The sequence below is a fragment of the Ensifer adhaerens genome, assembly GCF_002007205.1.
GTDB lineage: Bacteria > Pseudomonadota > Alphaproteobacteria > Rhizobiales > Rhizobiaceae > Ensifer > Ensifer adhaerens_D.
In genome coordinates, this window is sequence record NZ_LAZS01000011.1 from 12648 (window position 1) to 35600 (window position 22953).

The following is a 22953-nucleotide window of genomic DNA, read 5'->3' on the forward strand; positions in this document are numbered from 1 at the left end:
CCGAGCACGGGCTGGTCGCTCAAATGGAGAAGACGATGTTGAATGCAATCAAGAGCGGATTTGGTATCGCGATCGCTGCAATGCTGATCGCCGCACCGGCAGCCGCCGCGGACTTCGAAGTGCACATGCTGAACAAGGGCAAAGATGGCGCGATGGTTTTCGAGCCGGCGTCGCTGAAGGTTGCGCCCGGCGACACGGTCACCTTCATCCCGACCGACAAGGGGCATAACGTCGAAACCATCAAGGGCATGATCCCCGATGGCGCCGAAGCCTTCAAAAGCAAGATCAACGAAAACTACAAGGTCACCTTCACGGCGCCTGGCGTCTACGGCGTCAAGTGCACGCCGCACTACGGCATGGGTATGGTGGGCGTCGTTCAGGTCGGCGATGCGCCGGCCAATCTGGATGCCGCGAAGACGGCCAAGAACCCGAAAAAGGCCCAGGAACGCCTGGACGCTGCGATCGCAGCGCTCGGCAACTAGTCCAATGCTAGTGCTTCGGAGCGGGGTGGGGACAGGCCGCTCCTGGCGTCTGCGCACTGGGTGAGGCGTGGGCGCCATCATGCGGAACCAATGCGAAGGCTTCGCGTTGGTTCCGCATGGATCAGATCACCGCCGAATTGTTCCCGCCTTCGCAAATTCCCTATACAGTCATCTTTGCGCGCATCCTTGGAGCGCTTCTGATGGGCGCGGTCATTGGCTTCGAGCGCGAGGTCAAGGCACGCCCTGCTGGGCTCAAGACCCACATGCTCGTCTGCCTGGCAGCCTGCACCTTCGGCATCATCTCGATCGAAAGCGTCCGCCTCGGCGGCTTCTTCGACGAGCGCGTCCGCATTGATCCGCTGCGCGTGGTGGAGGCGGTCACAGCAGGCGTCGCCTTTCTTGCAGCCGGCACCATCGTCCTGTCCCGTGGAGAGGTTCAGGGCCTGACGACCGGCGCCAGCCTCTGGCTCGCCGGCGCGATCGGCATTTCGGTCGGATTCGGCCATTGGATCGTTGCTGGCCTTGCGGTCGGTTCCGCATTCGCCGTTCTCACCGTCATCGGCCACTTCGAGGCTAAAGCCATGCGGCACGAAAAGCCGGACGTCGAGCCGCAGGACGAGGCGAACAACGGGCCCGGTAAAAAGCAGGCCAGACGATAGGTTTCGCCGAGGCGTGATCTCAGAGAATCCGAATGCCGTCGGTTGCGTTTCGTCCTCGATCGCGTTCGAGGTCGCCGAGCGGTCGTTCCCAGGACATGCAGGCCAGGTTTCCAACCGAAGGGGCTTTCATGTTCAGATCATCCGTTTTTGCCGGGGCGCTGTGGCTTCATGCTGCAACGCTGGCCCATGCAGCAGATAAGATCGGCTTTCGCGAGGCCGAACTCGATGTGGACAGCCCTCGCTCCCTGCACGCGGCGTTCTGGTACCCCACTCGGGATCGGGCGGCTACGGTCGCTGTCGGTGAAAATCGGGTCTTTTACGGGACAGAGGCTATCTGGGATGCGGCGACCGCCGAAGGGGTGCGCCCGCTCGTGGTGCTTTCCCACGGCTATGGCGGCAGCTGGCGCAATCTGAACTGGCTGGCCGCCAAGCTGCGCAGGCCGACGGTGACGACCTGGAGAATGCAGGCGGCGACGAAAACCGTTGCCGGCCGAAAAGAGCGATCACGCTGGGCGACGATGCGCACGAACAGAACCGCAAGCAGCAGCGCGACCACGAACGGCAATGGGACGGAAGGCATCATGCCACCCCGCGAATTGGGCCGATCGCTCGCGCGTCGTGCACGGCATCGCGGCGGTTCTCTCGAACCACGCTCGGAAGTCCGCGAGACTGCGGGTTGCAGCCGGGCAAGGTGGATCGTTGAGCCAGGGACAGGAGAGGGATCGTTGCGGTCATCTTGCGCGCGGGAGGTGTTGGAAGGCCCGATATAGGCCACGGTCGGAGCGATGTTGCAATGCCTATTGGTGCCCGCACCGATAGGTTGTGATCGGCTTGGCGTCCTGGCGCCGGATCGGGTTCGGGTCTCTTCGCCTATTTGCCCGGTGAACGCCTACTTCCCCTTCCTGTTCGCCGAGGAATCTGTTCGGAAATTCCAATCGAAACGGCTAAGCTTGCAAGCTATCTGTTCCAAGGAAGGTTCGATGGACGCGACCGGTTCCCTTGCCGCCAAGTTGTTGTCTGAGACATTGATGTTCGACCAGACGTCACTGGCGGCGCTGGAGGCTTTGGCTGCCAACTCCGATCGCGGGATCGTTCGACGCGGGGAGATCCTGGTCCGCCAGGGGGAGCCGTCGGATCGGTTTTTCGTCGTCCTGTCCGGCCGCTTCACCGTGCATAGGGATGACGTGGCCGTACCGGTCGCCGAAATAGGGCAGGGTGAGCTCGTGGGAGAAGTCGGTTTCTTTGCCGGTCTGCCGCGCATGGCCACCGTCGTTGCCGCCCGCGATTCCATCGTTCTGTCGATCGGTACTCAACAGTTCGAAAGGGCTGCCAGCGCGCTCCCGAGCCTGCGCCAATCCGTCACGACGTTTCTGGCGCGCCGGTTTGCGATGCAGGGGCCGGCGTCGCCCCATGCCAGGGAGCCCTGCCGGGTTCGAACGCTCGCCGTCGTTGCGGCCGGGCATAGCCGCATTTCTCCTGTCTTTATCGAGCTCCTGCGCAACGCCTTCGCCGGCTCCAAGCGCACGGCCTTTCTGGCGAGGGCCGATATCGAAGAGCGCTTTCCCGGCGTTCCGATCGATGACCAGCCGGTGCTGGACTGGCTCAATCAACTGGAGGCCAAAGCAGGGATCATCGTCTACATCGCCGACGAGGAGCCGAGCGACTGGACGCGTGTCTGCATCCGCCAGGCCGATGGCGTCCTGTTGGTTGGAGAGGCGTCCGGTTCGCCGAAGCTGAACCGGTCCGAGCAGCTGGCGCTCTCGGTGCATCCTCCATCGAACCTTCGGCTGGTCCTGCTGCACGGCAAGCGCACTGCCGCTGTCTCCGGGACCGCCGGCTGGCTCGACGAGCGCCCCGGAATCCGGCAGCACCACCACGTTGCGCTGGAAGACGGCAGGGACGTCGAGCGACTGGTCCGTTTCATTTCCGGTGAGGCGAGTGGTTTTGTAGCGGCTGGCGGTGGCTCGCTCGGATGCGCGCATCTCGGCGTCCATAAGGCCTTTATCGAGGCCGGCGCCTCCTTCGATTATCTCGGAGGCACCAGTTCGGGTGCAGCGATGATGGCGGGCTTTGCGAGCGGTATGAGCGCTGACGAAATCAACCGCGGGACGCATGAGATCTTCGTCCGCAGCCGCGCATTCCGTCGCCTTACCGTGCCGCAATATGCGCTGCTGGATCACAAGGTGCTCGATCGTACCCTGCAAGCGGAATACGGCGACGTTCTCATCGAGGATCTCTGGCTGCCGTTCTTCGCGCTCTCGACCAATCTCTCGAGCGGCCAGGCGCATGTCCATCGCCGCGGAAAGCTGTGGCAGGCCGTCAGGGCGTCCGGCTCGATCCCCGGCGTCCTGCCGCCTTTCTTCACGGCGGAGGGTGATATGCTGGTCGACGGGGCGATTATGAACAATCTGCCGCTGGAGCAGATGAAGGAACTGAAGACCGGCCCCAACGTCGTCGTCAGTCTCGGCGGGGGCGGTCCGGGGAAACATCATGTCGATTACGACAGCATTCCCGGTGCGTCCGAGTTGACCGTTCGGCTGCTGAACCCTTTTGGCCGTTCCGGCCTGCCGAAGATCCCCAATATGATCCAGGTCATCGCGGCGAGCATGCTGGCGCACAGGCCGCAGGAAATCGTGCTCGGCGAGCGAGACATCCTGATTTCCCCACCGGTATCGGCGGCGATCAGTTTCATGGACTGGAGCCGGCATTCCGAACTGTTTGCCGAAGCCTACCAATGGGCAGGGCGATGGATCGAGGAACGAATGGCCGAGGACGATCCGCGGATGGAGGCTATCTTCGGCCTGCCTGTCCGCTCCGGGTCGCCGGAAACATATGGCAGCGCCCAGGGCCGTTCTGCGCTCTAGGACGGACCCCAGCCTTCCGTGCGCCGGAACACCGCTGAAAGGAGCGCATGAGGTTCTGACGCCGGTGTTTTCGGCTGAAATTGCCGCCTTTGTTAAGTTGTCACCGTCCCCTTGCGGTTGTAGTATTTTAGGGTAGCCTTGTGCCCGGGGAGCCAGCGGCGGCTCTCTCGCTTTGCATTAAAAAGACCAATAAATAGAGTGCAATCGGAGATATGGCGGTTTGCATTCGAAAATGTTTCGTCCCCGAACCGGTCTGCCGTTCGGGTTCCTTTGGGTGTAACTGCGGGACGTTTCTGGTCATTCGATGCTCGCAAAACGGGTATCGCCTTATCACAGAGCGCCCATTAGCTTGAAGTGGATCGACGCGATGTCTGACAACAAGAATGCCGGCGCGCCTGTGAGCGCACAGGACCTCAGAATGCAGATGCTCCAGCGTGAAATGGACGAGATGGACAAGGAGCGGCGGCTAAAGGCCGTCGAAGAGCAAAAGCATGCCGACTTTGCTGCGGATTTTCTCAAGAAGCATGTAACGGAAGAGGAGATCGCCATCGTCCGCCGACTGGTCGCGAATGCCGTCAAGGCCGGCAAGTTCGAGGCGATGGTCTACAGCTTCCCGTCCGAGCTCTGCACCGACAGCGGCCGCGCGATCAACAGCGGTGACCGGGACTGGCCGGACACGCTGCAGGGAAAGGCGAAGGAATTCTTCGAACGCTATCAGACCTTTGGCAAGCCGAATGGCTACAAGCTGAAGGCGATGATCATCAATTTTCCCGGCGGTGTGCCCGGTGACGTCGGGTTCTTCCTGAACTGGGCGCCCGACAAAGCTTGAGCGAGGCCCCAGGTGATGGCACCTCGGCGCAAAGCTCCGGATTGAGGAAGCCTTGAATGCCCGCGCCGTCCTGGCGCGGGCTTTATTCTCTTAAAGCTGTCGCGAGAAAAAGACTCACACGCCAGGATTTGAGCTTTCGCCTCTATTCATGTCGTTGCCGCAAAACCGCTGCGCACTTTTGCGCGACATGCATTAGAAAACGTCGGGCACCGTTCTGCGCAAGTGGTCGTCGTCCGCAAAGCCATCCGGCCGCTTCTGCCGCTTGCCGAGATCGGGCTCTGAAAACTTCACGCGCTCGTACGGGATCGACGAAAGAATGTGCGTGATGCAGTTGATGCGGGCTCGCTTCTTGTCATCCGACGGCACGATCCACCAGGGCGCATACTCCGTGTCCGTCATGCGGATCATCTCGTTGTAGGCGCGGGTGTAATCCCACCAGCGGCGATAGGATTCGACGTCCATCGGGCTGAGCTTCCACTGGCGCAATGGATCGGCAATCCGCTGCCGGAAACGCTTTTCCTGCTCCTTCTCGCTGACGTCGAGGAAGTATTTGAGCAGGATGATGCCGCTTTCGACCATTGCCGCTTCGAAGCGCGGCGCCAGCTCGAGAAAGCGCCGGGCGCTGTCGTCCGGGCAGAAACCCATGACGCGCTCGACGCCGGGGCGGTTGTACCAGGAGCGGTCAAAGATCACGATCTCGCCGGCGGCCGGCAGATGCTGGATGTAGCGCTGCATGTAGATCTGCGACTTCTCGCGGTCCGTCGGGGCCGGCAGGGCGGTGACCCTGAAGACGCGCGGACTGACACGTTCGGTCAGCCGCTTGATCACGCCGCCCTTACCGGCCGCATCGCGGCCTTCGAAGACGATGACGATGCGTGCGCCGGTCTTCTTCACCCAGGCCTGCAGATGAGCGGTTTCCTCCTGCAGCCGGGCGAGTTCCTTGTTGTAGTCGCCTGGCGACCGCTCCTCCGAAGTCGTTGCGTCGGTGGCGATTTCGCCCTCGCTCTTGCCTTTGCCCTTCTTCTTCTTGCCGTCATGCTTGCCCATTCTTCCCTCCCGTTTCGGCATGGACATCTGGTTTGACTTCGGCAGAGCCGGCCGGTTGCCCGCCGCTCCGCCCATACTTGGCCTCGTATGCGTCGAGCGCATCCTCGATCCCCTCGAAGATCATGCCCGGTCCGATCTTTTCGATGACGCCTGACCGCTCGAGCAGGGCGCGCGCGTCGCTGTGCAACTCGGCAAGACCGAGCACGATCCCGCGGGCCTTCAGGTCGCCCTGCAGTTCTCCAAGCATGTCTGCAGCGGTGCTGTCGATTTGCGGGATGGCGCTCGCATCGATTACCAGCCAGCGGACGGGCTGCGGCAAGCTCTCAGCGATCGCTTCCAGCCGCTCCCGAACGTAGTCGGCGTTGTAGAAAAGCAGGCTGTCCTGAACCATGCAGGCACCGAAGCCTGGGACCGGGCGCGCGTCGGGCATGCGATGCAGCTTGTAGAAACCATCCCGCCCGGGGATGCGGCCCAGCATGGCGTCGTGCGGATACATGGTCTGCAAGATGAGATAGACCAGCGTCGCGGCAATGGCGATGACCACGCCGCTCAACACGCCGAGGCCGATCGGTCCCCAAAGGGCAATCAGGGCGAAGACGAACTCGATGCGGTTGACGCTCCAGATACGCCTGAGGCCCCCGATGTCAATCAGGCTGAGCGCCGTTGCCGCCAGGATCGCGCCAAGCGCGGCGACGGGCAGAATGCGCAGGACGTCGCCAAGAAAGAGCAGCACCGCCATCAGCGCTCCTGCCGCAACGAGGCTTGCGATCTGCGACCGCCCGCCGACGGCGAAGTTCACGGCTGTGCGCGAGTCTGAAGCCGTCACCGGAAACGTCCCGAACAGACCAGCCGCAATGTTGGCAGCGCCAAACCCGCTCAACTCGCGGTTCGGATCGACGCGGTAGCCGCCGAGCGCGGCGAAGCTGCGCGCAGCGATGACACCGGAACCGAAGCTGACGAGGAAGATCGCCGCGCCACCCGTCAGCAGGGCATCGAGCGCCAAGCCCTCAAGGCGGGGCAGAACGAAGGACGGCAATCCGTCGGGGATGTCGCCGACAACCGTCATGCCGCGTCCCTCGAAATCGAAGAGATAGGATAGCAGCACCGCGACGAAGACGACGATGACAGGGCCTGGAATCGGCGAGCGATAGATGCGGGCGATCTGCAGCAGCGCAAAACAGGCCAAGGCAAACACCAAGGTCGGCCAGTGGATGGAGCCGGCCTGTCTCAGAAGTTCGAGAATGGGGCTGACAAGCCCCTCGGACTCGATCTGGACGCCGGTGACGCGCTTGATCTGCCCGACCAGGATCGAGAGGGATATGCCTGCAAAGAAGCCCGTCAAGATGGGGCGCGACAGGAAGGTCGCGAGCACGCCGAGACGCACGAGGCGGGCAATCAGACAGAGGATGCCGACGATGAGCGCGAGCAGTGCTGCCGCCGCCACGCGGTCAGCGCCGCCGGCAGACGAGGCGAGCACCGTCGTCAGCACGGCCGCAAGCACCGTCATCGTTGCCGCGTCCGGCCCGACGATCAGTTGCCGCGACGGACCGAAGAAGGCATAGGCGACGAGGGGTGTGATGCTCGCATAGAGGCCCGTCTCGGGCGGCAGGCCGGCGATGGCCGGATAGGCGATCGCACTCGGCAGCCCCACGGCAGCAATGGCAACGCCGGCGGAGACGTCATTGCGCAGCCAACTTCCCTGATACCCCTTGAGGTTGTCCAGAAGCGGCAGGCGAGGCAGGTTCAGCATGCTGATGGTCCCCGGGGTCATGCCCTCTCAAGGTGCACTAAACGCTACAATTCTGGCCACGCGAGACGCGCAAACAATGCACTCTACCATTGCGTACATTAGGGACGCAAAACTTTCCTTTCACCGGCTCCGACAAAAAGAGTAGAGGTTGCAGGCAATTAGAGAGGTGACCTGCCCGGGCCGTCTGGCGAGCGCCGCCCAATCTCTCGGCCTTCGGATCACCGACAGCGTTCAATAGAGATAGCCGTGCGGGCGTTGCAGTTCTGGGCCTCCAGTTTTCGATCGCCGCACACTTTTGCGTGCCGCAGACTTGGAATTGTCGGCGGAACCAGTCTATCTGTCGGCACGGCTCCCACGCTCCGCACGACGTCTGAAGCCCCGTTCGGTCGGACTTCAAGGGCGTTCAATAGTAGGGGGAGACGCACACCTGCCGCGGACCGTAATAGGGCTGGAACGTGTCGTCATAGGCCCTATAGGATCGGTAGCGGGCGTAGCACCAGCGGGTGTGCGCGCTGCCTCCATAATAGGTTTGGCGATAGTAGCGCGGCGCATAATAACGCGGGCGGTAGTATGTCGGGCCGTAATAGCCTTCGTCGTAATAGCCCGGGCCATAGTAGCGCGGCTGCGCCAGCAGTCCGCCAATGAGCGCGCCGGCGGCCAGTCCGCCGAGCGCCCAGGCCCAATCATCGTCACCACCGTTGTGATGATGTCCGCGGTAGTAGCCGCCACCGTGGCGACCGCCGCCGTAGCGTCTGTACTGAACCGGTTGTGCTTGAGTTGCCTCGATCCCCACCGCAACGGTTGGGGGAAACGCCATGGCCGGCGGAGCGCTCGTAGCGACCGCCGCTAGCGAAAAGGCAAAGATAGCCAGCCTCTTCATCGGCTTTACCTTCCTTCCACCCCGCGCCCGATTATAGCGCGGAAGCGGCTGGATGGCACTTCGTTTTGCGGGGGGTGTTGCCGGCGCAGCAGCGGTCGGGCGCTCGCCTACTTGATGACAGTGACGGTCAACACGCCTTCTTCGATCTTTCCGTCCTCATAGGGCGAGCGGATGATGAGCCTGTCGCGACCGGTATAGCCGGGGTCCGGCGTGTAATAGGCGACGATGCCATTCACCTTGGTCGCCGCGCATTTCGACTGCTTGCCGACCAGCTTCGGATAGACCGGTTCGCGGACAATCTCGAGGCGGCCATGTTTGGGCTTTTCGGCAACAGTCATCGCCGGATAGTCGATCTGGCGGCAAGCGTCGTCGATGTGCCAGTTCTTCGCAACGAGCGTCTTCACGCCGCTGCGCGCCGTGATCGACAGGGTCTGCTGCCTGGAACTGTCGGAGGTTGTCGTGCAGGCCGACAGGGAGAGCGCGGCCGAAGCCAAGAGTAGACATCTAACGGTGTTCACTGGGATCCTGACATTGCTTTGAGTCTGGTCAAGTTTCGTGAGACCCGGAACACCCCGGTATTTGCCGGGAGGCATTGCCTGTTCTTCACGCGTTTTGCGTGTGCGATCATGCATATCTTTGCGCTGCCGGACAGGGGCCAAACCAAGCCTTCCAAAGATGCCGCCGGTATTAGCGATAGGACCGGCCGTCTCGGCGTGCGTGTTTGGCTTCGAGGCCATCGGCACAATTCTGGAGAAAGCGTTGTTGCTGCGGCAAGCGCGGTCACTTCCGCCACCCCTGTCTGACAGGCCCGGTGGCGTGCGGACAAGGCCGCTGCCGCGGCATTGTCCTTCGTCCGGTTCCACTCACTTTTCAGATGCTCCTGGCAAAACGAATGAGGGTTTCATTTACGAAATCGGGGCGCTCCTGCGGCAGCCAATGGCCGCTGCCAGGCACGACGATGCTTTCCTCGAGCTGCGGGACGAGGTTCGGCATAGCCTCGATAATTTCCTTCATCCCGGGGATGGCAAGGCCCGGGTCGCGCTCGCCGATCATGAACAGGGCGGGAATTTCTATCGCCACGCCGGCGAGGGCAGCCTGCAGCTGCCAGTTGCGATCGAGGTTCCGATAGTAGTTCAGCCCTCCGCGGAAACCGGTCGCGGCAAAGGCGCTGGCGTAGGCGTCGAGGTCTGCAGCGGTGAGCCAGGACGGCATTCTGTCGGGTAGCGGCGGGAGCAGTCCATGCCGACGCGATACCATGCCGAACGGATTGGGTGTCTGGTCACCCGCTTGTCGCGGGCCGGCTTCTCCAGAGGCGGCGAAGAGGATCTTTCTGAGCGTCTGGTCAATGTCGCGCTCCAGCTCCGCCTCGGCGACGTCAGGCTCCTGGAAGTAGAGCGTGTATAATTCGGCTTCGTCGGTTCGCGGGAAGATCCGGGTGGGCGGAACGGGCGGTTGGCCCATCATCGGCACGCTGATCGCAACGATGCCACGGAAACGGTCGGGTCGCATCAGCGCCGCCTGCCAGGCAACGGTCGCGCCCCAGTCATTGCCGACAAGGATGGCCGTTGGCACATCAAGCGCATCCAGCAGGGCGACCATGTCGCCAACCATGTGAAACACGCTGTATTCGTCGGCCGATGGCGGACACTCCGTGAGACCGTAGCCGCGCAGGTCAGGGGCAATCGCCCGGAAGCCCGCATCGGCAAGTGCCGCTATCTGGTGCCGCCAGGTATGCGAAGTTTCCGGGAAGCCATGGCAGAGAAGTACGACCGGCCCCTTTCCCTCTTCGATAAAGCTCATGCGAATGGTTCGGGTCTGGACTGTCCGCGCCTGCATCTTCGTTCCTTCTCGACACCGGGTTACCGTAATTGTATAAGTTACAGAAACCTATGGCGTCAAGAAGTGCGTAACATTAATTGTTACGCTAAGGGGGGGGTGGAATGAAGCAGGACAGCCGATTGGCGCGGATGATCCATGTGCTCATACACATGGCACTGCTCGGGGGACGGGAGACGTCGGAGACCATCGCCAAGATGCTCAACACCAACCCGGTGGTCGTTCGCCGAACGATGGGCGCGTTGAAGCGAAAAGGTGTTGTCGGCTCTGAAGGCGGCAGGGGAGGGGGCTGGGCCCTGCTGCGGCCGCTTGACCAGTTGACGGTCCTCGACGTGCAGCGGGCGCTGGACGACGGACAGGTTCTGACGGCCGGGGTGTCCGAGGATCATCCGACCTGCCCGGTGGAACGCGCCGCGAATGCGGCGCTGGTCGGCGCCTTCGAACAGGCGGAACGGACGTTGCTCCGGGAGTTTGCCGACCTCAGGCTTTCAACGATCGCGGAGGGCGCGATGAAGGATCTGCCGGGCTCTCCCATCCAGACAGCTCACGGGGATCACCACGCCTGAAGGCGCTGCGCATGTGGTCGATGAAAAGGCGAAGCGGCAGCATCGAGCGATATTCGCGCGGATAATAGAGGTAGAGGCCGGGAATGGGGACGAGATAGTCGGCGAGGGTGCCGATCAGGCGCTCGCGGCGCAGGGCCTCTATAATTGAAACTGGATGCCGCCGGCGGCTCTGCGTGATCGTCCGGCAGGACAAGCGCCTTGATCTCGGCCTTCGAAAGACGCTGGCCGCCCTCAAGTCGCTTTCTGAGCGGGAGCAGCCAATCAGAAAGCAGCATTAAAGTCACTACGCCTGCCGCCGCCTTGCCAATTGGTGCTCGCGCCAGATCGTGAAGAGACCGGCGCCGACGACGATGAGCGCGCCGACGATCATGTTGTGGGTTATCGTCTCGCCAAACAGTAGGACCGCGAACATCACGTTGAGGACCAGCTGAAAATAGGTGATGGGCTGGACTTCGGCTGCCGGCAGCAGCCCGTAGGCTCTGATAAGGAAATAGTGGCTGAGCGTGCCGCAAATGCAAAGTGCGGCGAGCGCAAACCAATCGGTGGGCTCGACTTCGGTCCAATAGAACGGGCCGATCATCGAAATCGCCACGGCGCCGACAACACCCGCATAAAAGAGGCTCGTGACGGCGGAATCTTCGCGACTGACCGCGCGGGTGGCGATGCTGTAGAGCGCGAAAAGGACGGATGCTGCAAGCGGTAGAAGCAGCGACATGTCGAAATGCACGTTCACGGGATTGATGATCACCAGAACCCCGATCAGGCCGATCAGGATTGCCGCACCGCGTCGCCATCCCACAGTCTCCCCCAGAAGCGGGATCGAGAGGATGGTGATGATCAATGGGGTCGCCTGAAAGATCGACTGGCTCATGGCAAGCCCGGCGTGAACGTAGGAAATGACGATGACGACGATTTCCGCGACGAGAAGAAGGCCTCGGAGAATCTGCAGCCAGGGACGGCGCGTCCGAACGGTATTGCGAAGGCCGCCCGATGATGACGCCGCGAATACAAGCACGAAAAGCGCAAACGCCCAGAACCGGATCATCGTGATGAACAGAGCGGGATAGCGGTCGCCAAGATACTTGGTGATGGCGTCCTGGCCGGCAAAAATGCAAATGGCGAGGAAGGCAAACATATAACCGCGGGTCTTGGGGCTCATCACGCTACAAACTCAGAATCGCTGGCCACCTGAATAGCACAGTCTTCTCGCCGGGGCTTGAACCAAACGACCTCTCGAACCAAACGACCTCGGTTCCATGGTTCTGGAGCTGCGGCGGCCGGGCGGGCGAGGGGTGTATCGCCAGCCTGCGAGGCTTGTCAGTCGTTGCGCGGAGCGGTTGGGCGAGTGGCGCTGGCCACCTGAGGGGACCTTGCCTCACCTCAATGGTATTTTTCCTGCTCACGCGTAAGAATCGCCGGAACGTTGAGCCCGGCGATCGGTTGATTGACATCCGTCGGAACGTCTCCCGAAAGCTGAAGGTCGAGATAGCGCGCGCAGCAGACCCTCAGGAACGATGTGAAGTTGCCGAGGTCGTGGCCGGCATCAATGGACTCGTGGTGGAGCTTGGTAATCAGCTGCGTGACGTTCATACGATCGCGCCGGGCGATCTCCTCAAGCTTCGACCAGAAGAAGTTCTCCAGCCGAACACTCGTTACCATGCCGTCGATGCGCAGCGACCGGGTGGTGCTTTCCCAGAGCCGCGCATCTGCCTTTATGAACAACTCGCACATCTCGCCCCTCCCGTGGCTTCCTGTCAGGCAGCGTCTGTTTGTAGCAGGGCCGAGGCGTCGAGCACAGCCATGAACTGGCGCAGCCACGACGGATGGGCGGGCCATGCCGGCGCGGTGACGAGGTTACCGTCGGACACCGCGTCGCTGATCGCGATATCCGCATAGATGCCGCCGGCAAGTTCGACCTCCGGGCGGCATGCGGGGTAGGCCGAACACGTGCGGCCCTTCAAGACGCCGGCGGCCGCCAGCAGTTGTGCGCCGTGGCAGATGGCAGCCACCGGTTTATCTGCCGCAAAGAAGTGCTGGACGGCCTTGATGACATCCGGGTTGAGGCGCAGATATTCGGGCGCGCGACCGCCGGGGATCACCAACGCGTCGTAGTCTTCGGCACGAACGGCGGAGAAGGTGGCGTTGAGCGCGAAGTTGTGACCGCGTTTTTCGGAATAGGTCTGGTCGCCTTCGAAATCATGGATTGCGGTCGCAACCGTCTCGCCGGCACTCTTGCCGGGGCAGACGGCGTGCACCGTGTGGCCGCAGGCAAGCAGCGTCTGGAACGGAACCATCGTTTCATAGTCTTCGGTGAAGTCACCGGTGATCATCAGAATTTTCGAGTTTGCCATGTGTTTCCTCCCAAAAACCAATGGAGGGAGCTTAACAACTCGAGCGACGCAGCGGGTACTAGCGGAATACTACAAGGAAAATTCTGGCCGATGCTCGCCCGTTGCCCGGGGCGAAGGCGATGGCGACCAGGATTTCCGCGCCGCCGGTCCGCGGGCTATCTAACGGCCGTCGTTATCTTGGCGATGCCTTCCAGCGTTCGGTGAACCGGGCACTTGTCGGCAATCTCGGCGATCTTGGAGCGAAGCTCATCCGAGACCTCGCCATCGACCGATATGATCCGCTCGAACCGGTCGATCTTTCCGCCATCGGTGCGCTCGGAGGCGGCGCAATCCTCGCAGTCCCGTGCATGGATCTTGGAATGCGCCACTTCCACCTTGATCCGCCCGAGCGGCAGCTTCTTGTGGTCGGCGTAGAGACGCAGCGTCATGGAGGTGCAGGCGGCAAGCCCGATCGACAGGTAGTCATAGGGCGATGGTCCGGAATCCAGGCCGCCTACGCTTTGCGGCTCATCGGCAAAGAGGCGATGCTTGCCGGCATGCACCGAGTTCTGAAACTTCCCTTCGCCGGTTTCCGTCACCTGGACCTGTTCCATCCGCTCGGTACCCTGCGGACTATCGGCCACGAGATAGCGGCTCAACCACTCGGCAATGACCCTGGCGGCGTAAGCGGCATCGGCAGGATCGGTCAGCAGATGGTCGGCCTTGTCCAGCGAAACGAAGCTCTTGGGGTGTTTCGCCGCGTGGAAGAGATCGCTTGCGTTCTCGATGCCGACCGTTTGATCCAGTGGCGCGTGAAGGATGAGAACGGGTTTCCTGAACGTCGCAACAGCATCGAGGATGCGATGCGCGCAGGCGTCTTCCACGAATTGCTTTTTTATCAGGAACTTGCGCCCGGCAAGATCGACCTCGGCGACACCGTTCTCTTCGATCTCCTCAAGGCTCGCCCCGAAGTTCTTCAGGACATGACCGACATCGGCGGGCGCACCGATCGTGGCCACGGCGCGGACCTCCGGTATGTCCTTGGCAACCGCAAAGACTGCAGCGCCGCCGAGCGAATGGCCGATCAGCAGCGACGGCGCCTCGAAGTGTTGGCGCAGATAGTCGGCGGCGGAGCGCAGATCGGCGACATTGGACGAAAAATTGGTCGAGGCGAACTCGCCTTCGCTTGATCCGAGGCCGGTAAAATCAAAGCGTAGGACAGCGATGCCTTGGCGCGCGAGTTCGGCCGAAACCTGGCGCGCAGCCGCCAGATCCTTGGAACAGGTGAAGCAGTGGGCGAAAAGCGCATAGGCCCGCACCGGACCGTTCGGAAGATCGAGGCGGGCGCCGAGGGTAGCGCCGGAATGGCCTTTGAATTCAAGTCGTTGCGAGTTGAAATTCATGCGACGCTCCTTTGAGGAGAACGGCCGTCCCAAGGCGGCCGTCTCGTTTCGGCTGGGGCGGCCTGCGCCCATGTCCGCGGTACTTGGTCCTGCGGACATGACTTGACGGCGTTCGTTACTCCGCCGCGGACCTTTGCGGCAGCACCCAGTTCGGTCGCGGGAAGTGGCAGGTGTAACCGTTGGGATAGCGCTCCAGATAATCCTGGTGCTCCGGCTCCGCTTGCCAGAAATCGCCGACGGGCTCGATTTCCGTCACCACCTTGCCCGGCCACAGGCCAGAAGCTTCCACGTCGGCAATGGTGTCTTCGGCAATTCGCCTCTGTTCGTCATCGACGTAGTAGATCGCCGAGCGATAGGACGTGCCGATGTCGTTGCCCTGGCGGTTCTTCGTCGTGGGGTCGTGGATCTGGAAAAACACTTCCAGAATACGCCGGTAGGAGGTCTTGGCCGGATCGAAGAAGATCTCGATGCCCTCCGCATGGGTGCCGTGGTTGCGATAGGTGGCGTTGGGCACGTCGCCACCGGTATAACCCACACGGGTGCCGGTGACGCCGGGGAGCTTGCGGATCAGATCCTGCATTCCCCAGAAGCAACCGCCGGCCAGAACGGCTCTATCGGTCATTCAGATATCCTCCACATGGTTGATGGCTCAAACTCCTCCGGCCGCGGGCCAGCGCCGGAGACGGTACTGCAATATAGGAACTCGTTTCGTCGAGATCAGCAGGGCGGCTCTGAAACCGAGTTTTGGCTCGGAGCATGTCGAGCTTGCCAATAGCAATGCCGCGCTTTCAAAAGCCAATCGATTTCCCTCCAGCAAGTGCCAGCGCGCGGTCATCTGTTTCGTAGTCGAAATGATCATATGGGTATGCCGCAAGCTGCGGCAGACGTTCTCGCCAATTGTTGCCGTTGACATGCTCGACAAGCCACCGGATGGCAGGCTCGACGGATCGTTTGTAGGTGGCTGCCGGGGCCGTTACACCCGCCACCACCATGGGCGAAGGGATCGACCAGGGCGTCGCGCCGAAAGCCGGCGGGTAGGCGGGTGCGTCCGGCAAGCCGATGAGTTCAGCCCTTACATCTAGTATGCTCATGATGGCGTGCCCGATTTCCGCAACGGTCGGGCTGTCGGCCTCCGAAACATTGGCAATCGCCGGCAGGTGTCCGCCGGCCGCCTGAAGCACGGCGCTGGCGATCGCGGCGACGGATGTCGTCTGGAATCGGCTTCGCCCGCCATAGGCGAGCGGAATTGCCGTCCTGCCGTCGAGCAGTCTCCTGACGAACCACCATTCCCGGGCGTGCCTGCTTTCGGGGCCGTGAATGGCGCAGGGCCGCAGGATGGTCACCGGGCATGCGGCGCGACTTAGAAGCGTGCTTTCCATCGCCGCTTTGCGCGTTGAGTAGGTCTCCGTTCCGGCTGCGACGATCGGGCTCTCTTCGGTCAATGGGATAGGAAAAACAGGAAACCCGCAGTCCGGCGCCTCGTCCAGCGTCCGGCCTTCGCCATCCCGATAAACACTCGCACTTGAGATTGCCACGATGCGCCCAGCGGATGCTCCCGCCTGCGCCAGGCATTCGCCATCAGTGGCGTCGAAAGCGACGCAAGACAGCAGGACATCGGTGCCCGTGCCGATGACAGCGCGCAGCCCATCGACATCCCGAGCATCGACCTCAGCGTGACGGCAGCCGCCCGGCAAAGTCGTGGCGTGCCGGCTTATGATCGTCACGTCCCAGGCTTCGTCCACCAGGTAGCGGGCCGTTGCGAGACCTATCTGTCCGGTTCCACCAACAATGACGGCTCTGGGCATTGAGACTGTCCTTCTAAGCATTCCGCGTCTCAACACCCGTTCCGACGAAACGGGGGATTCGGCGGCCAGGAGAAAGATCGTACCAAGGCATTGAAATCTATAGCGTCGCCAACGGCAAGGCGGTTAGCGGATGTATTCGCTCGGAGATGATTGCGATAGTTCCATAATGTATGTTACGCGATCGTTGCATTCAATCTGGAACCACCAAGGCGCTCACCGCCCGCCCTTCGAGCTGCAGGCCGCGAAACAGATGGCTCAATAAGCAAGAGCCGCCGTTCTCAATCCTATTGAATCGCATTCCTCTTCGCTGCAAAGATGCCCCTGGGCGGAGGGAAATCGATGAGATCGCTGATAGTGCTTGCAGTCGGAATGGTGGCGTTCGACGCCGCCGCCGACTATCCCACCACTGGTATGCTCTATAACCAGCAGGAAGACTCCTCGCTGACCTACACCTGCACACTCCAGCAGGGCCAGCAGCGGCTCCGGTGCGAATTCATTCAGACAGCCGTCCGCAAGAAAGCGAAGCCAGCCGACCTGGAAAAGAAGCTCGATGAAGCCCGCAAGAACTATCCGGGTGCAGTGAAGGAATTCTCCGACCTCAAGGAATGCAACATGGTGGGCGCGTGGCTCGGCATGGCCACCGGTCAGATTTCCATTGATGCCGCCCTCGCCCGCAATCCTGGAATCGCCACAGATGCTGCGAAGTTCAAGGAAGGCATGATCCGCCTGCAAGAGGACGCCAAGGCGAACCCCAGCGTGCTCGACACCTTCCGCGCTCTCGCAGGCATGTGCGATCATCCGACTGAGGAGAATTTCCTGAAGATCACAAAGGCCGACCACGACAAGAATCTTCGAACTTGCCAGGTCAGTTCGAATCCGTTCGCGCAGGAATTCGTCTGGGTCTCCGACTTCGGCAATGGCGGTGCGTGGGTGGTGTCATCGCAGCCCGAAGGTCCATGTGGCGTAGTCCAGCTTTCTCGCTTTGAGAAGGATCAATCCGACACGTCCGGCCTCTTCTGGCGGTACATTGCCCGGAAGGCCGCCACCAATCCGTCGGGCACAGTGTTGCCGGGACTGAGTTGCTCGGCAGTCGATCAGGCCGAATACGTCTACGACTGGAAGAAGACGAGATCTGACCATCTGCAGTGCGAGTTCGTGGAGTTCAGTCCCATCTGATCGGCGATGGTGAGTGCACCGCGTCAGAGGAAAGCGCGTTCACCCCGGGTCGCCGCCAAGCCCACGTACGTGCCGCAATGGAAAACCGATGGCACCGGATACCATCATGATTGGGCACCCAAGCCAGAGAGTTAAGAGTTGAGTGATGCCCGACTACATTGTATGTCACGTCGTGTTTCCCGCGCGGCAGGTTCTCGAAGAGAACGATTACAATGTGTTTCCCCCAGACTTGGAGAGCGATGAACTCGTCTTCTTTCACGCAACGGCTGCGGAAGATGTCGAGAGCATTTTGCGTTCTGGATTGCAGCCGGGGATAAAGCTCGGGAGGGAGCTTAGGACGATCTCTTTCGCAGAGAAGAGTGCATGGGCGATGATCTCTCATACGAGAGCGGCACTTACTACTCGCGTGAACTGACAAGTCAGCCCCGTGTAATCGCGATGTGCCCGGTTCTGAGTACCTATAAGCACATCTAGCTGTCATCTCAGTGGAAATTCCTCGCGTTCACCTTCAGGGTGTCGATGTGTAGATCTCTGACAAATATGTCCCTCGGCTCCGGGGCGGGCTTCGGCCGATCCCGAGAATCCGGGCTTCCCGGCGCCCCATGCGCGAACTCGTCACCCCTGCCCGTCGGCAGCTTGAAGTCGATGTCGCGGGCGACCAGTCCAGAGAGATCGCCGGGCAGGTCGAAGACCTGCGGACGACGAGATGGACGACATCGCCTTCCCGCTGGATCCTGCCGTTGATCGCCATCGTTGACGATCCCAGCACAACCCGCCGCCGTTTCTCGAACAGGCTCGGCCAGACGACGATGTTCGCAGATCCAGTCTCGTCCCCGATGGTCATGCTGAAGCGTGACAGTGATGACCGGTCTCTTGTCGGGGACTAGGCGATCCGCAAGCTGGCGCCACGAAGGCGAAGACCGAGGCGTTCGGCGACGCGTTGCGATGAGATGTTGCCCTGGTCCGTGCTGTAAAAAAGCATACGCGAACGAAGGGAGGGAAGCTGTGACAAGCCGGCCGTTGCCGTGGCGGCAAAGCCCTGCCCTCTGAAGGCCTTGCCTGTTACCAGCCCGAGTTCCGCGCCGGTATCGGCAAGCCGCGCCGCAAAGGCGAGCGAGGCGACCTCATCATCGACAATGACACCGCACCAGGGTGTCCAGAAATCGGTCGCCTGATGGAAACCAAGCTCGACCAGGTTTTCGGGGACGCCTGCCGACGCCCAGGAATGCACGAGATCCCGGCCTTCCTGGGAGTCGCTGTTGATGAGCCGGGCATTGCTCGGGCACGGGTACGGGTGTGCGTTCGGCAGTTCGTAGGTCAGGCCGAGATTGTGTGCCGCCGGACCGTCCTTGCCCAGCAACGACAGGTAGCGCGCAAGGTACTTTGGTGGTGCTGTGTGCGTGAGCGGCGGTTCGCTAGCGGCGAGACCCTCGATCTCCGCCACCAGGTCATCCGGCAAGTCGTCGCGCAGCCCGAACAGGGTGCGCTCTGAACAGCCCGCCAACCAGAAACGCGGCCCCGGCGAGTAGTCTGGGTCGTTCTCGCGCTCTATCCGCCCGTCAGGACGCAACCGAAACAGTGTCTGGTACTGGACCTTCAACCAATGATCGCCAGGCGTATGAGACAATATTCTGCACCCTCCACAGGCGCCGGATGCTGACTGATACGTGAGATCGCGCGCCATGCACCGTGAATTTTCTTGAACAGGGCCCCACTGTCTCCAGCGACCCTCGGGACGCCCGGGTAAAGACTATCCATGCGGGAGCGCCGGTCAAGGCTGGGTAACGGTCGCCGAACCGAAGGTTGACGATCATGGACGGGGAAAGAAGAGGCGACGGCGACAACCCGGCCGCCATCGGGCAGTTGCTGAAGGAAAGCCGGCCGAAGCCGGCTTTCCTCCGCGGGCGATCAAATCACCCCGAGCGCGTCCATGGCCTCGGCGACCCGTACGAAGCCGGCAATGTTGGCTCCAAGCACATAGTCACCGGGGTTGCCATATTCCTCGGCGGTTTCGGCGCAACGGTCGTGGATCGACTGCATGATGAAGGCGAGCCGCGCTTCGGTTTGCTCGAACGTCCAACTGTCGCGGGAGGCGTTCTGCTGCATCTCCAGCGCCGACGTCGCCACCCCGCCGGCATTGGCCGCCTTGCCGGGTGCAAACATGACCCCTGCCTCCTGGAAGATGCGAACCGCTTCCGGGGTCGACGGCATGTTTGCCCCCTCTCCCACCGCGATGACGCTATTCTTCACCAGCGTGCGCGCATCCTTCCCCGTGAGCTCGTTCTGGGTCGCAGAGGGCATCGCGACGTCGCAGGGAACATCCCAGATGGAGCCTCCCTCTACATAATGTGCCCTGGAGCCTTTCAGTCTGGCGTATTCGGATATCCGCTCGCGGCGAACTTCCTTGATCTGCTTGACCAGTTCGAGATCGATCCCGTCCTCATCGACGACGTAACCATTGGAGTCGGAGCATGCGACGATCTTGCCGCCAAACTCTGCGACTTTTTCCATGGTATAGATGGCCACGTTGCCAGATCCCGATACCGTCACGCGTTTGCCTTCGAAATCGAGGCCCTTGGTGCTCAGCATGCGCTGGACGAAGTAGGTCGCGCCAAAGCCCGTTGCCTCCTTGCGTGCCCGCGAGCCGCCGTAGATCAACGCCTTGCCCGTCAGCACGCCGGCTTCGTACCGGTTGGTGAGGCGCTTGTACTGGCCGAACATGTAGCCGATCTCCCGGCCTCCGACGCCGATATCGCCGGCGGGAACGTCTGTGTATTCGCCCAGATGTCTTTGGAGCTCGGTCATGAACGATTGGCAGAATCGCATGATTTCCCCATCCGTCCGCCCTCTCGGGTTGAAGCAGGAACCGCCCTTCCCGCCGCCGATCGGCATGCCTGTCAGAGCGTTCTTGAATGTCTGTTCAAAGCCGAGGAACTTGATGATCCCAACGTTGACGGAAGGATGGAAACGAATACCGCCCTTGTAGGGCCCAAGCGCGGAATTGAATTGCACCCGGAAGCCGCGATTGATCTGTACCTGTCCGGCGTCATCTACCCAAGGTACCCTGAAGATGATCTGCCGTTCAGGCTCGCAGATCCTTTCTATGAGGGCATGTTCCGCATATCGCGGATGCTTGGCAATGACACGTCCCAGACTTTCAAGCACTTCGCGTACGGCCTGGTGAAACTCCAGCTCGCCGGCGTTGCGCCTCAGCACTTCCGTCAGAATTGGTTCCAGCTTCTCATCGACATTCAAGATAGTTCTCCTCTTGCGCGCAGGTTCTTGTGCGCGGACCCCGCGCATTACCGGAAGCTGGGAGGCATGTGAACGCGACCATACAATTCTTGATTGCGGCGCAACGTCGCAGTTTTCACTGGAAAATGCAGGCGCTTCGTCGGGAAGCACCGGTGACGGAGAGCCGGCCATGCAGCCGTCTCTATGCATGACCCCTTCACCTCCAGGTTACACGCGGGATACCTCTAAATTTTCGCCCGAGAGCTCGCAGAAGCGCGACGGACCCGCGACGCTATGAGCCAGAGACGTCTTCCAAATCGTCAGTCGGCGGCTGCGGTCGCCGCTCGGGCGGAACTATCGGCGCGTCTTCGGACGTGTCGCCAAGACGTTGCGGATTGCAAAGCTTGAATGGATCCTGGAGACCCCCGGCAGAGCCGACAGGATCTCCTTGTGAATGCGCTCGAATTCGCCCGCATTGGCGACATCGACGCGCAGAAGATAATCCGACCCGCCGGTCATCAGAAAACACTCCCGCAACTCGGGATGTCTTCGTACTGCCGCCTCAAACCGGTCGAGGTAGTCCTCCGTCTGGCGATCGAGCGTGATGTTGATGATGACGGTGATGCTCGCCTCGACATTCGAAGTGTCCACCAGGGCGGTATAGCCGCGGATGACACCGGACTGCTCCATCAGCTTTATCCGCCTGAGGCAGGCCGATGGCGAGAGCCCGACCTCGCTCGCAAGGCTGGCATTGCTTCGACGGGCGTCCAGGCGCAGCAGCCGAAGAATATTGCGGTCTATGGAGTCGAGCGCAGTCATCGCAGATTATTCCAATTCATCGTGGTTTCGATCAAAGATCATGATTTGATGCAACGATCAATCGACAATTCCTCGACAATTCTGCGATCGTTTCACTACCCTCCGGTCAAGTCGGGAGGCTCGGCCATGGATGGCGCAGTAAGGGAAAATACGCATCAAAGAGTGAAAAAGGGCGGCGCGTCGGGTTACTTGACGATCGATCTTACGGCGCTGGTGCGCAACTACGACCGGCTGGCCGCCGAAACCGCGCCGGCGCGGGTCGCAGCCGTCGTCAAGGCGGATGCCTATGGGCTGGGCGCGAACCGGGTGGCGGCGCGTCTTTACGCGCATGGCTGCCGGCATTTCTTCGTCGCCCAGTTCGCAGAGGCGCTCAGCCTGCGTCCGCAGCTAACCCGCGATGCAACGATCTTCGTTCTGAATGGCTTGCAGCCCGGCAACGAGCTTGCCTGCGCCGACGAGGGCATCGTCCCAGTCATCAATTCACTGGAACAGTTGCAGCAATGGGCCGGGGCGGCGGTCAACCTCAATCGCCGGCTTCCGGCCGTCCTGCAGTTCGACACGGGCATGTCGCGGCTCGGCGTCCCGCCACAGGAAAGGTCTGCGGTCGCCGCGATGCTGCGGACCTGCGGCATGGTCGACATCCAGTTCGTCATGAGCCACCTGGCCTCGGCCGACGAAACCTTGAGCGAGCAGAACGGCAGCCAGCTTGCTGAACTGCGGCGCATCGCGGCGGAGTTTCCGGAATTCGAGGTCTGCTTTGCCAATTCGGGCGGCATTTTCCTCGGCGAAGCCTATCACGGCGTGCTCGCCCGGCCCGGGATCGCACTTTACGGCGGCGCTCCGACGGACGGCCGGCCGAACCCGATGGAGCCGGTCGTCAAACTCGATGTGGCCGTGGTGCAGACACGGACCGTGCCGGCGGGCGCGCTTGTTGGCTACGGTGGCGCCCATATCGTCGTCGCCGAAACCCGGCTTGCCACCATCGCTGCCGGCTACGCCGACGGTTTGCCGCGCAGCCTGAGCGATCGGGGTGCCGTCTATTGCGATGGCATTCGCCTGCCGATCGTCGGCCGCGTCTCCATGGACAGCATCACGGTCGACATCTCCTCCCTGCCGGAGGGGCGTCTGCACCTTGGCGGCCTGGTGGAGGTTCTCGGATCCAGCCAGACACTGGAAGACATTGCGCGCGATGCCGGCACCATCTCCTACGAAATCCTGACCGGTCTCGGCCATCGCTACGAACGGCAGTATCGCTAAGCTTCCTTTTCCCTTT

At 61.6% G+C, this 22953-nt stretch carries 23 protein-coding genes and 1 pseudogene; 9 read left to right on the plus strand and 15 right to left on the minus strand.

What is annotated here, in order from left to right:
* Positions 1 to 35: 35 nt before the first annotated feature.
* The 5 genes from XB14_RS23680 to XB14_RS23700 all read left to right on the plus strand — a co-directional run bounded on the left by XB14_RS23680 (position 36) and on the right by XB14_RS23700 (position 4834).
* The gene (locus XB14_RS23680; protein WP_077964857.1) at positions 36 to 482 is read left to right on the plus strand and encodes a pseudoazurin; all 447 of its coding nucleotides are present in this window, start codon (positions 36 to 38) and stop codon (positions 480 to 482) included.
* Between the two features lie 116 nt (positions 483 to 598).
* Positions 599 to 1141, plus strand: coding sequence for an MgtC/SapB family protein (locus XB14_RS23685; protein ID WP_077964859.1), 543 nt, complete (start codon positions 599 to 601; stop codon positions 1139 to 1141).
* 128 nt (positions 1142 to 1269) lie between these two features.
* Positions 1270 to 1911: a hypothetical protein gene (locus tag XB14_RS32790; RefSeq protein ID WP_143348516.1), complete on the plus strand. Its 642-nt coding sequence runs from the start codon at positions 1270 to 1272 to the stop codon at positions 1909 to 1911.
* Between the two features lie 210 nt (positions 1912 to 2121).
* A complete protein-coding gene (locus tag XB14_RS23695; protein ID WP_179119649.1) occupies positions 2122 to 4005 on the plus strand; it encodes a patatin-like phospholipase family protein in 1884 nt (627 codons plus the stop codon).
* Between the two features lie 367 nt (positions 4006 to 4372).
* On the plus strand, positions 4373 to 4834 hold the full coding sequence (locus tag XB14_RS23700) for a histidine kinase (RefSeq protein WP_077964870.1): 462 nt from the start codon (positions 4373 to 4375) through the stop codon (positions 4832 to 4834).
* Positions 4835 to 5026: 192 nt separating this feature from the next.
* Here XB14_RS23700 and ppk2 read toward each other — a convergent pair whose 3' ends face one another.
* The 5 genes from ppk2 to XB14_RS23725 all read right to left on the minus strand — a co-directional run bounded on the left by ppk2 (position 5027) and on the right by XB14_RS23725 (position 10347).
* On the minus strand, positions 5027 to 5881 hold the full coding sequence (gene ppk2, locus XB14_RS23705; RefSeq protein ID WP_077964872.1) for a polyphosphate kinase 2: 855 nt from the start codon (positions 5879 to 5881) through the stop codon (positions 5027 to 5029).
* Complete coding sequence (locus tag XB14_RS23710) at positions 5868 to 7631, minus strand: SulP family inorganic anion transporter (RefSeq protein WP_077965407.1); 1764 nt, start codon at positions 7629 to 7631, stop codon at positions 5868 to 5870. The genes ppk2 and XB14_RS23710 overlap by 14 nt, the downstream gene beginning before the upstream one ends.
* A gap of 403 nt (positions 7632 to 8034) precedes the next feature.
* Positions 8035 to 8511, minus strand: a complete 477-nt coding sequence (locus XB14_RS23715; protein ID WP_077964874.1) for a BA14K family protein — start codon at positions 8509 to 8511, stop codon at positions 8035 to 8037.
* A gap of 107 nt (positions 8512 to 8618) precedes the next feature.
* The gene (locus XB14_RS23720) at positions 8619 to 9029 is read right to left on the minus strand and encodes a hypothetical protein (protein ID WP_077964876.1); all 411 of its coding nucleotides are present in this window, start codon (positions 9027 to 9029) and stop codon (positions 8619 to 8621) included.
* A 352-nt stretch (positions 9030 to 9381) separates the two neighbouring features.
* Complete coding sequence (locus XB14_RS23725; RefSeq protein WP_077964878.1) at positions 9382 to 10347, minus strand: alpha/beta fold hydrolase; 966 nt, start codon at positions 10345 to 10347, stop codon at positions 9382 to 9384.
* A 104-nt stretch (positions 10348 to 10451) separates the two neighbouring features.
* On the opposite strand from XB14_RS23725, the gene XB14_RS23730 reads away from it, so the two are divergent.
* Complete coding sequence (locus tag XB14_RS23730) at positions 10452 to 10913, plus strand: Rrf2 family transcriptional regulator (protein ID WP_077964881.1); 462 nt, start codon at positions 10452 to 10454, stop codon at positions 10911 to 10913.
* Between the two features lie 283 nt (positions 10914 to 11196).
* Here the strand turns inward: XB14_RS23730 and XB14_RS23735 are convergent, their stop codons facing one another.
* The 6 genes from XB14_RS23735 to XB14_RS23760 form a co-directional block, all read right to left on the minus strand.
* Complete coding sequence (locus tag XB14_RS23735; protein WP_077964889.1) at positions 11197 to 12072, minus strand: DMT family transporter; 876 nt, start codon at positions 12070 to 12072, stop codon at positions 11197 to 11199.
* Between the two features lie 221 nt (positions 12073 to 12293).
* Complete coding sequence (locus XB14_RS23740) at positions 12294 to 12644, minus strand: ribbon-helix-helix domain-containing protein (protein ID WP_077964891.1); 351 nt, start codon at positions 12642 to 12644, stop codon at positions 12294 to 12296.
* Positions 12645 to 12667: 23 nt separating this feature from the next.
* Positions 12668 to 13264 (minus strand): DJ-1/PfpI family protein, encoded by a 597-nt coding sequence (locus XB14_RS23745; RefSeq protein WP_077964893.1) that lies wholly within the window; start codon positions 13262 to 13264, stop codon positions 12668 to 12670.
* Between the two features lie 155 nt (positions 13265 to 13419).
* Entirely contained in the window at positions 13420 to 14646 is a 1227-nt protein-coding gene (locus XB14_RS23750) for a bifunctional alpha/beta hydrolase/OsmC family protein (RefSeq protein WP_077964901.1), read from the minus strand.
* Positions 14647 to 14761: 115 nt separating this feature from the next.
* Positions 14762 to 15268: a peptide-methionine (S)-S-oxide reductase MsrA gene (gene msrA / locus XB14_RS23755; protein WP_077964903.1), complete on the minus strand. Its 507-nt coding sequence runs from the start codon at positions 15266 to 15268 to the stop codon at positions 14762 to 14764.
* Between the two features lie 166 nt (positions 15269 to 15434).
* Positions 15435 to 16451 carry an NAD-dependent epimerase/dehydratase family protein gene (locus tag XB14_RS23760; protein ID WP_077965409.1) on the minus strand — a complete coding sequence of 339 codons (1017 nt, stop codon included), beginning with the start codon at positions 16449 to 16451 and terminating at the stop codon, positions 15435 to 15437.
* 339 nt (positions 16452 to 16790) lie between these two features.
* On the opposite strand from XB14_RS23760, the gene XB14_RS33610 reads away from it, so the two are divergent.
* The gene (locus XB14_RS33610; protein ID WP_234804131.1) at positions 16791 to 17627 is read left to right on the plus strand and encodes a hypothetical protein; all 837 of its coding nucleotides are present in this window, start codon (positions 16791 to 16793) and stop codon (positions 17625 to 17627) included.
* 145 nt (positions 17628 to 17772) lie between these two features.
* The gene (locus XB14_RS23770; protein ID WP_077964905.1) at positions 17773 to 18042 is read left to right on the plus strand and encodes a hypothetical protein; all 270 of its coding nucleotides are present in this window, start codon (positions 17773 to 17775) and stop codon (positions 18040 to 18042) included.
* A 67-nt stretch (positions 18043 to 18109) separates the two neighbouring features.
* Here XB14_RS23770 and dnaE2 read toward each other — a convergent pair.
* From dnaE2 to XB14_RS23790, 4 genes and pseudogenes are all read right to left on the minus strand, one after another.
* A pseudogene (gene dnaE2 / locus XB14_RS23775) lies at positions 18110 to 18471 on the minus strand (error-prone DNA polymerase); the annotation flags it as partial.
* Between the two features lie 39 nt (positions 18472 to 18510).
* Positions 18511 to 19311, minus strand: a complete 801-nt coding sequence (locus XB14_RS23780; protein WP_077964907.1) for a GNAT family N-acetyltransferase — start codon at positions 19309 to 19311, stop codon at positions 18511 to 18513.
* 224 nt (positions 19312 to 19535) lie between these two features.
* Entirely contained in the window at positions 19536 to 20882 is a 1347-nt protein-coding gene (gene gdhA / locus XB14_RS23785) for an NADP-specific glutamate dehydrogenase (RefSeq protein WP_143348535.1), read from the minus strand.
* Positions 20883 to 21215: 333 nt separating this feature from the next.
* Complete coding sequence (locus XB14_RS23790; RefSeq protein ID WP_077964915.1) at positions 21216 to 21680, minus strand: Lrp/AsnC family transcriptional regulator; 465 nt, start codon at positions 21678 to 21680, stop codon at positions 21216 to 21218.
* 126 nt (positions 21681 to 21806) lie between these two features.
* On the opposite strand from XB14_RS23790, the gene alr reads away from it, so the two are divergent.
* Positions 21807 to 22937, plus strand: a complete 1131-nt coding sequence (gene alr, locus XB14_RS23795; protein ID WP_077964917.1) for an alanine racemase — start codon at positions 21807 to 21809, stop codon at positions 22935 to 22937.
* The last annotated feature ends 16 nt before the right edge of the window (positions 22938 to 22953 follow it).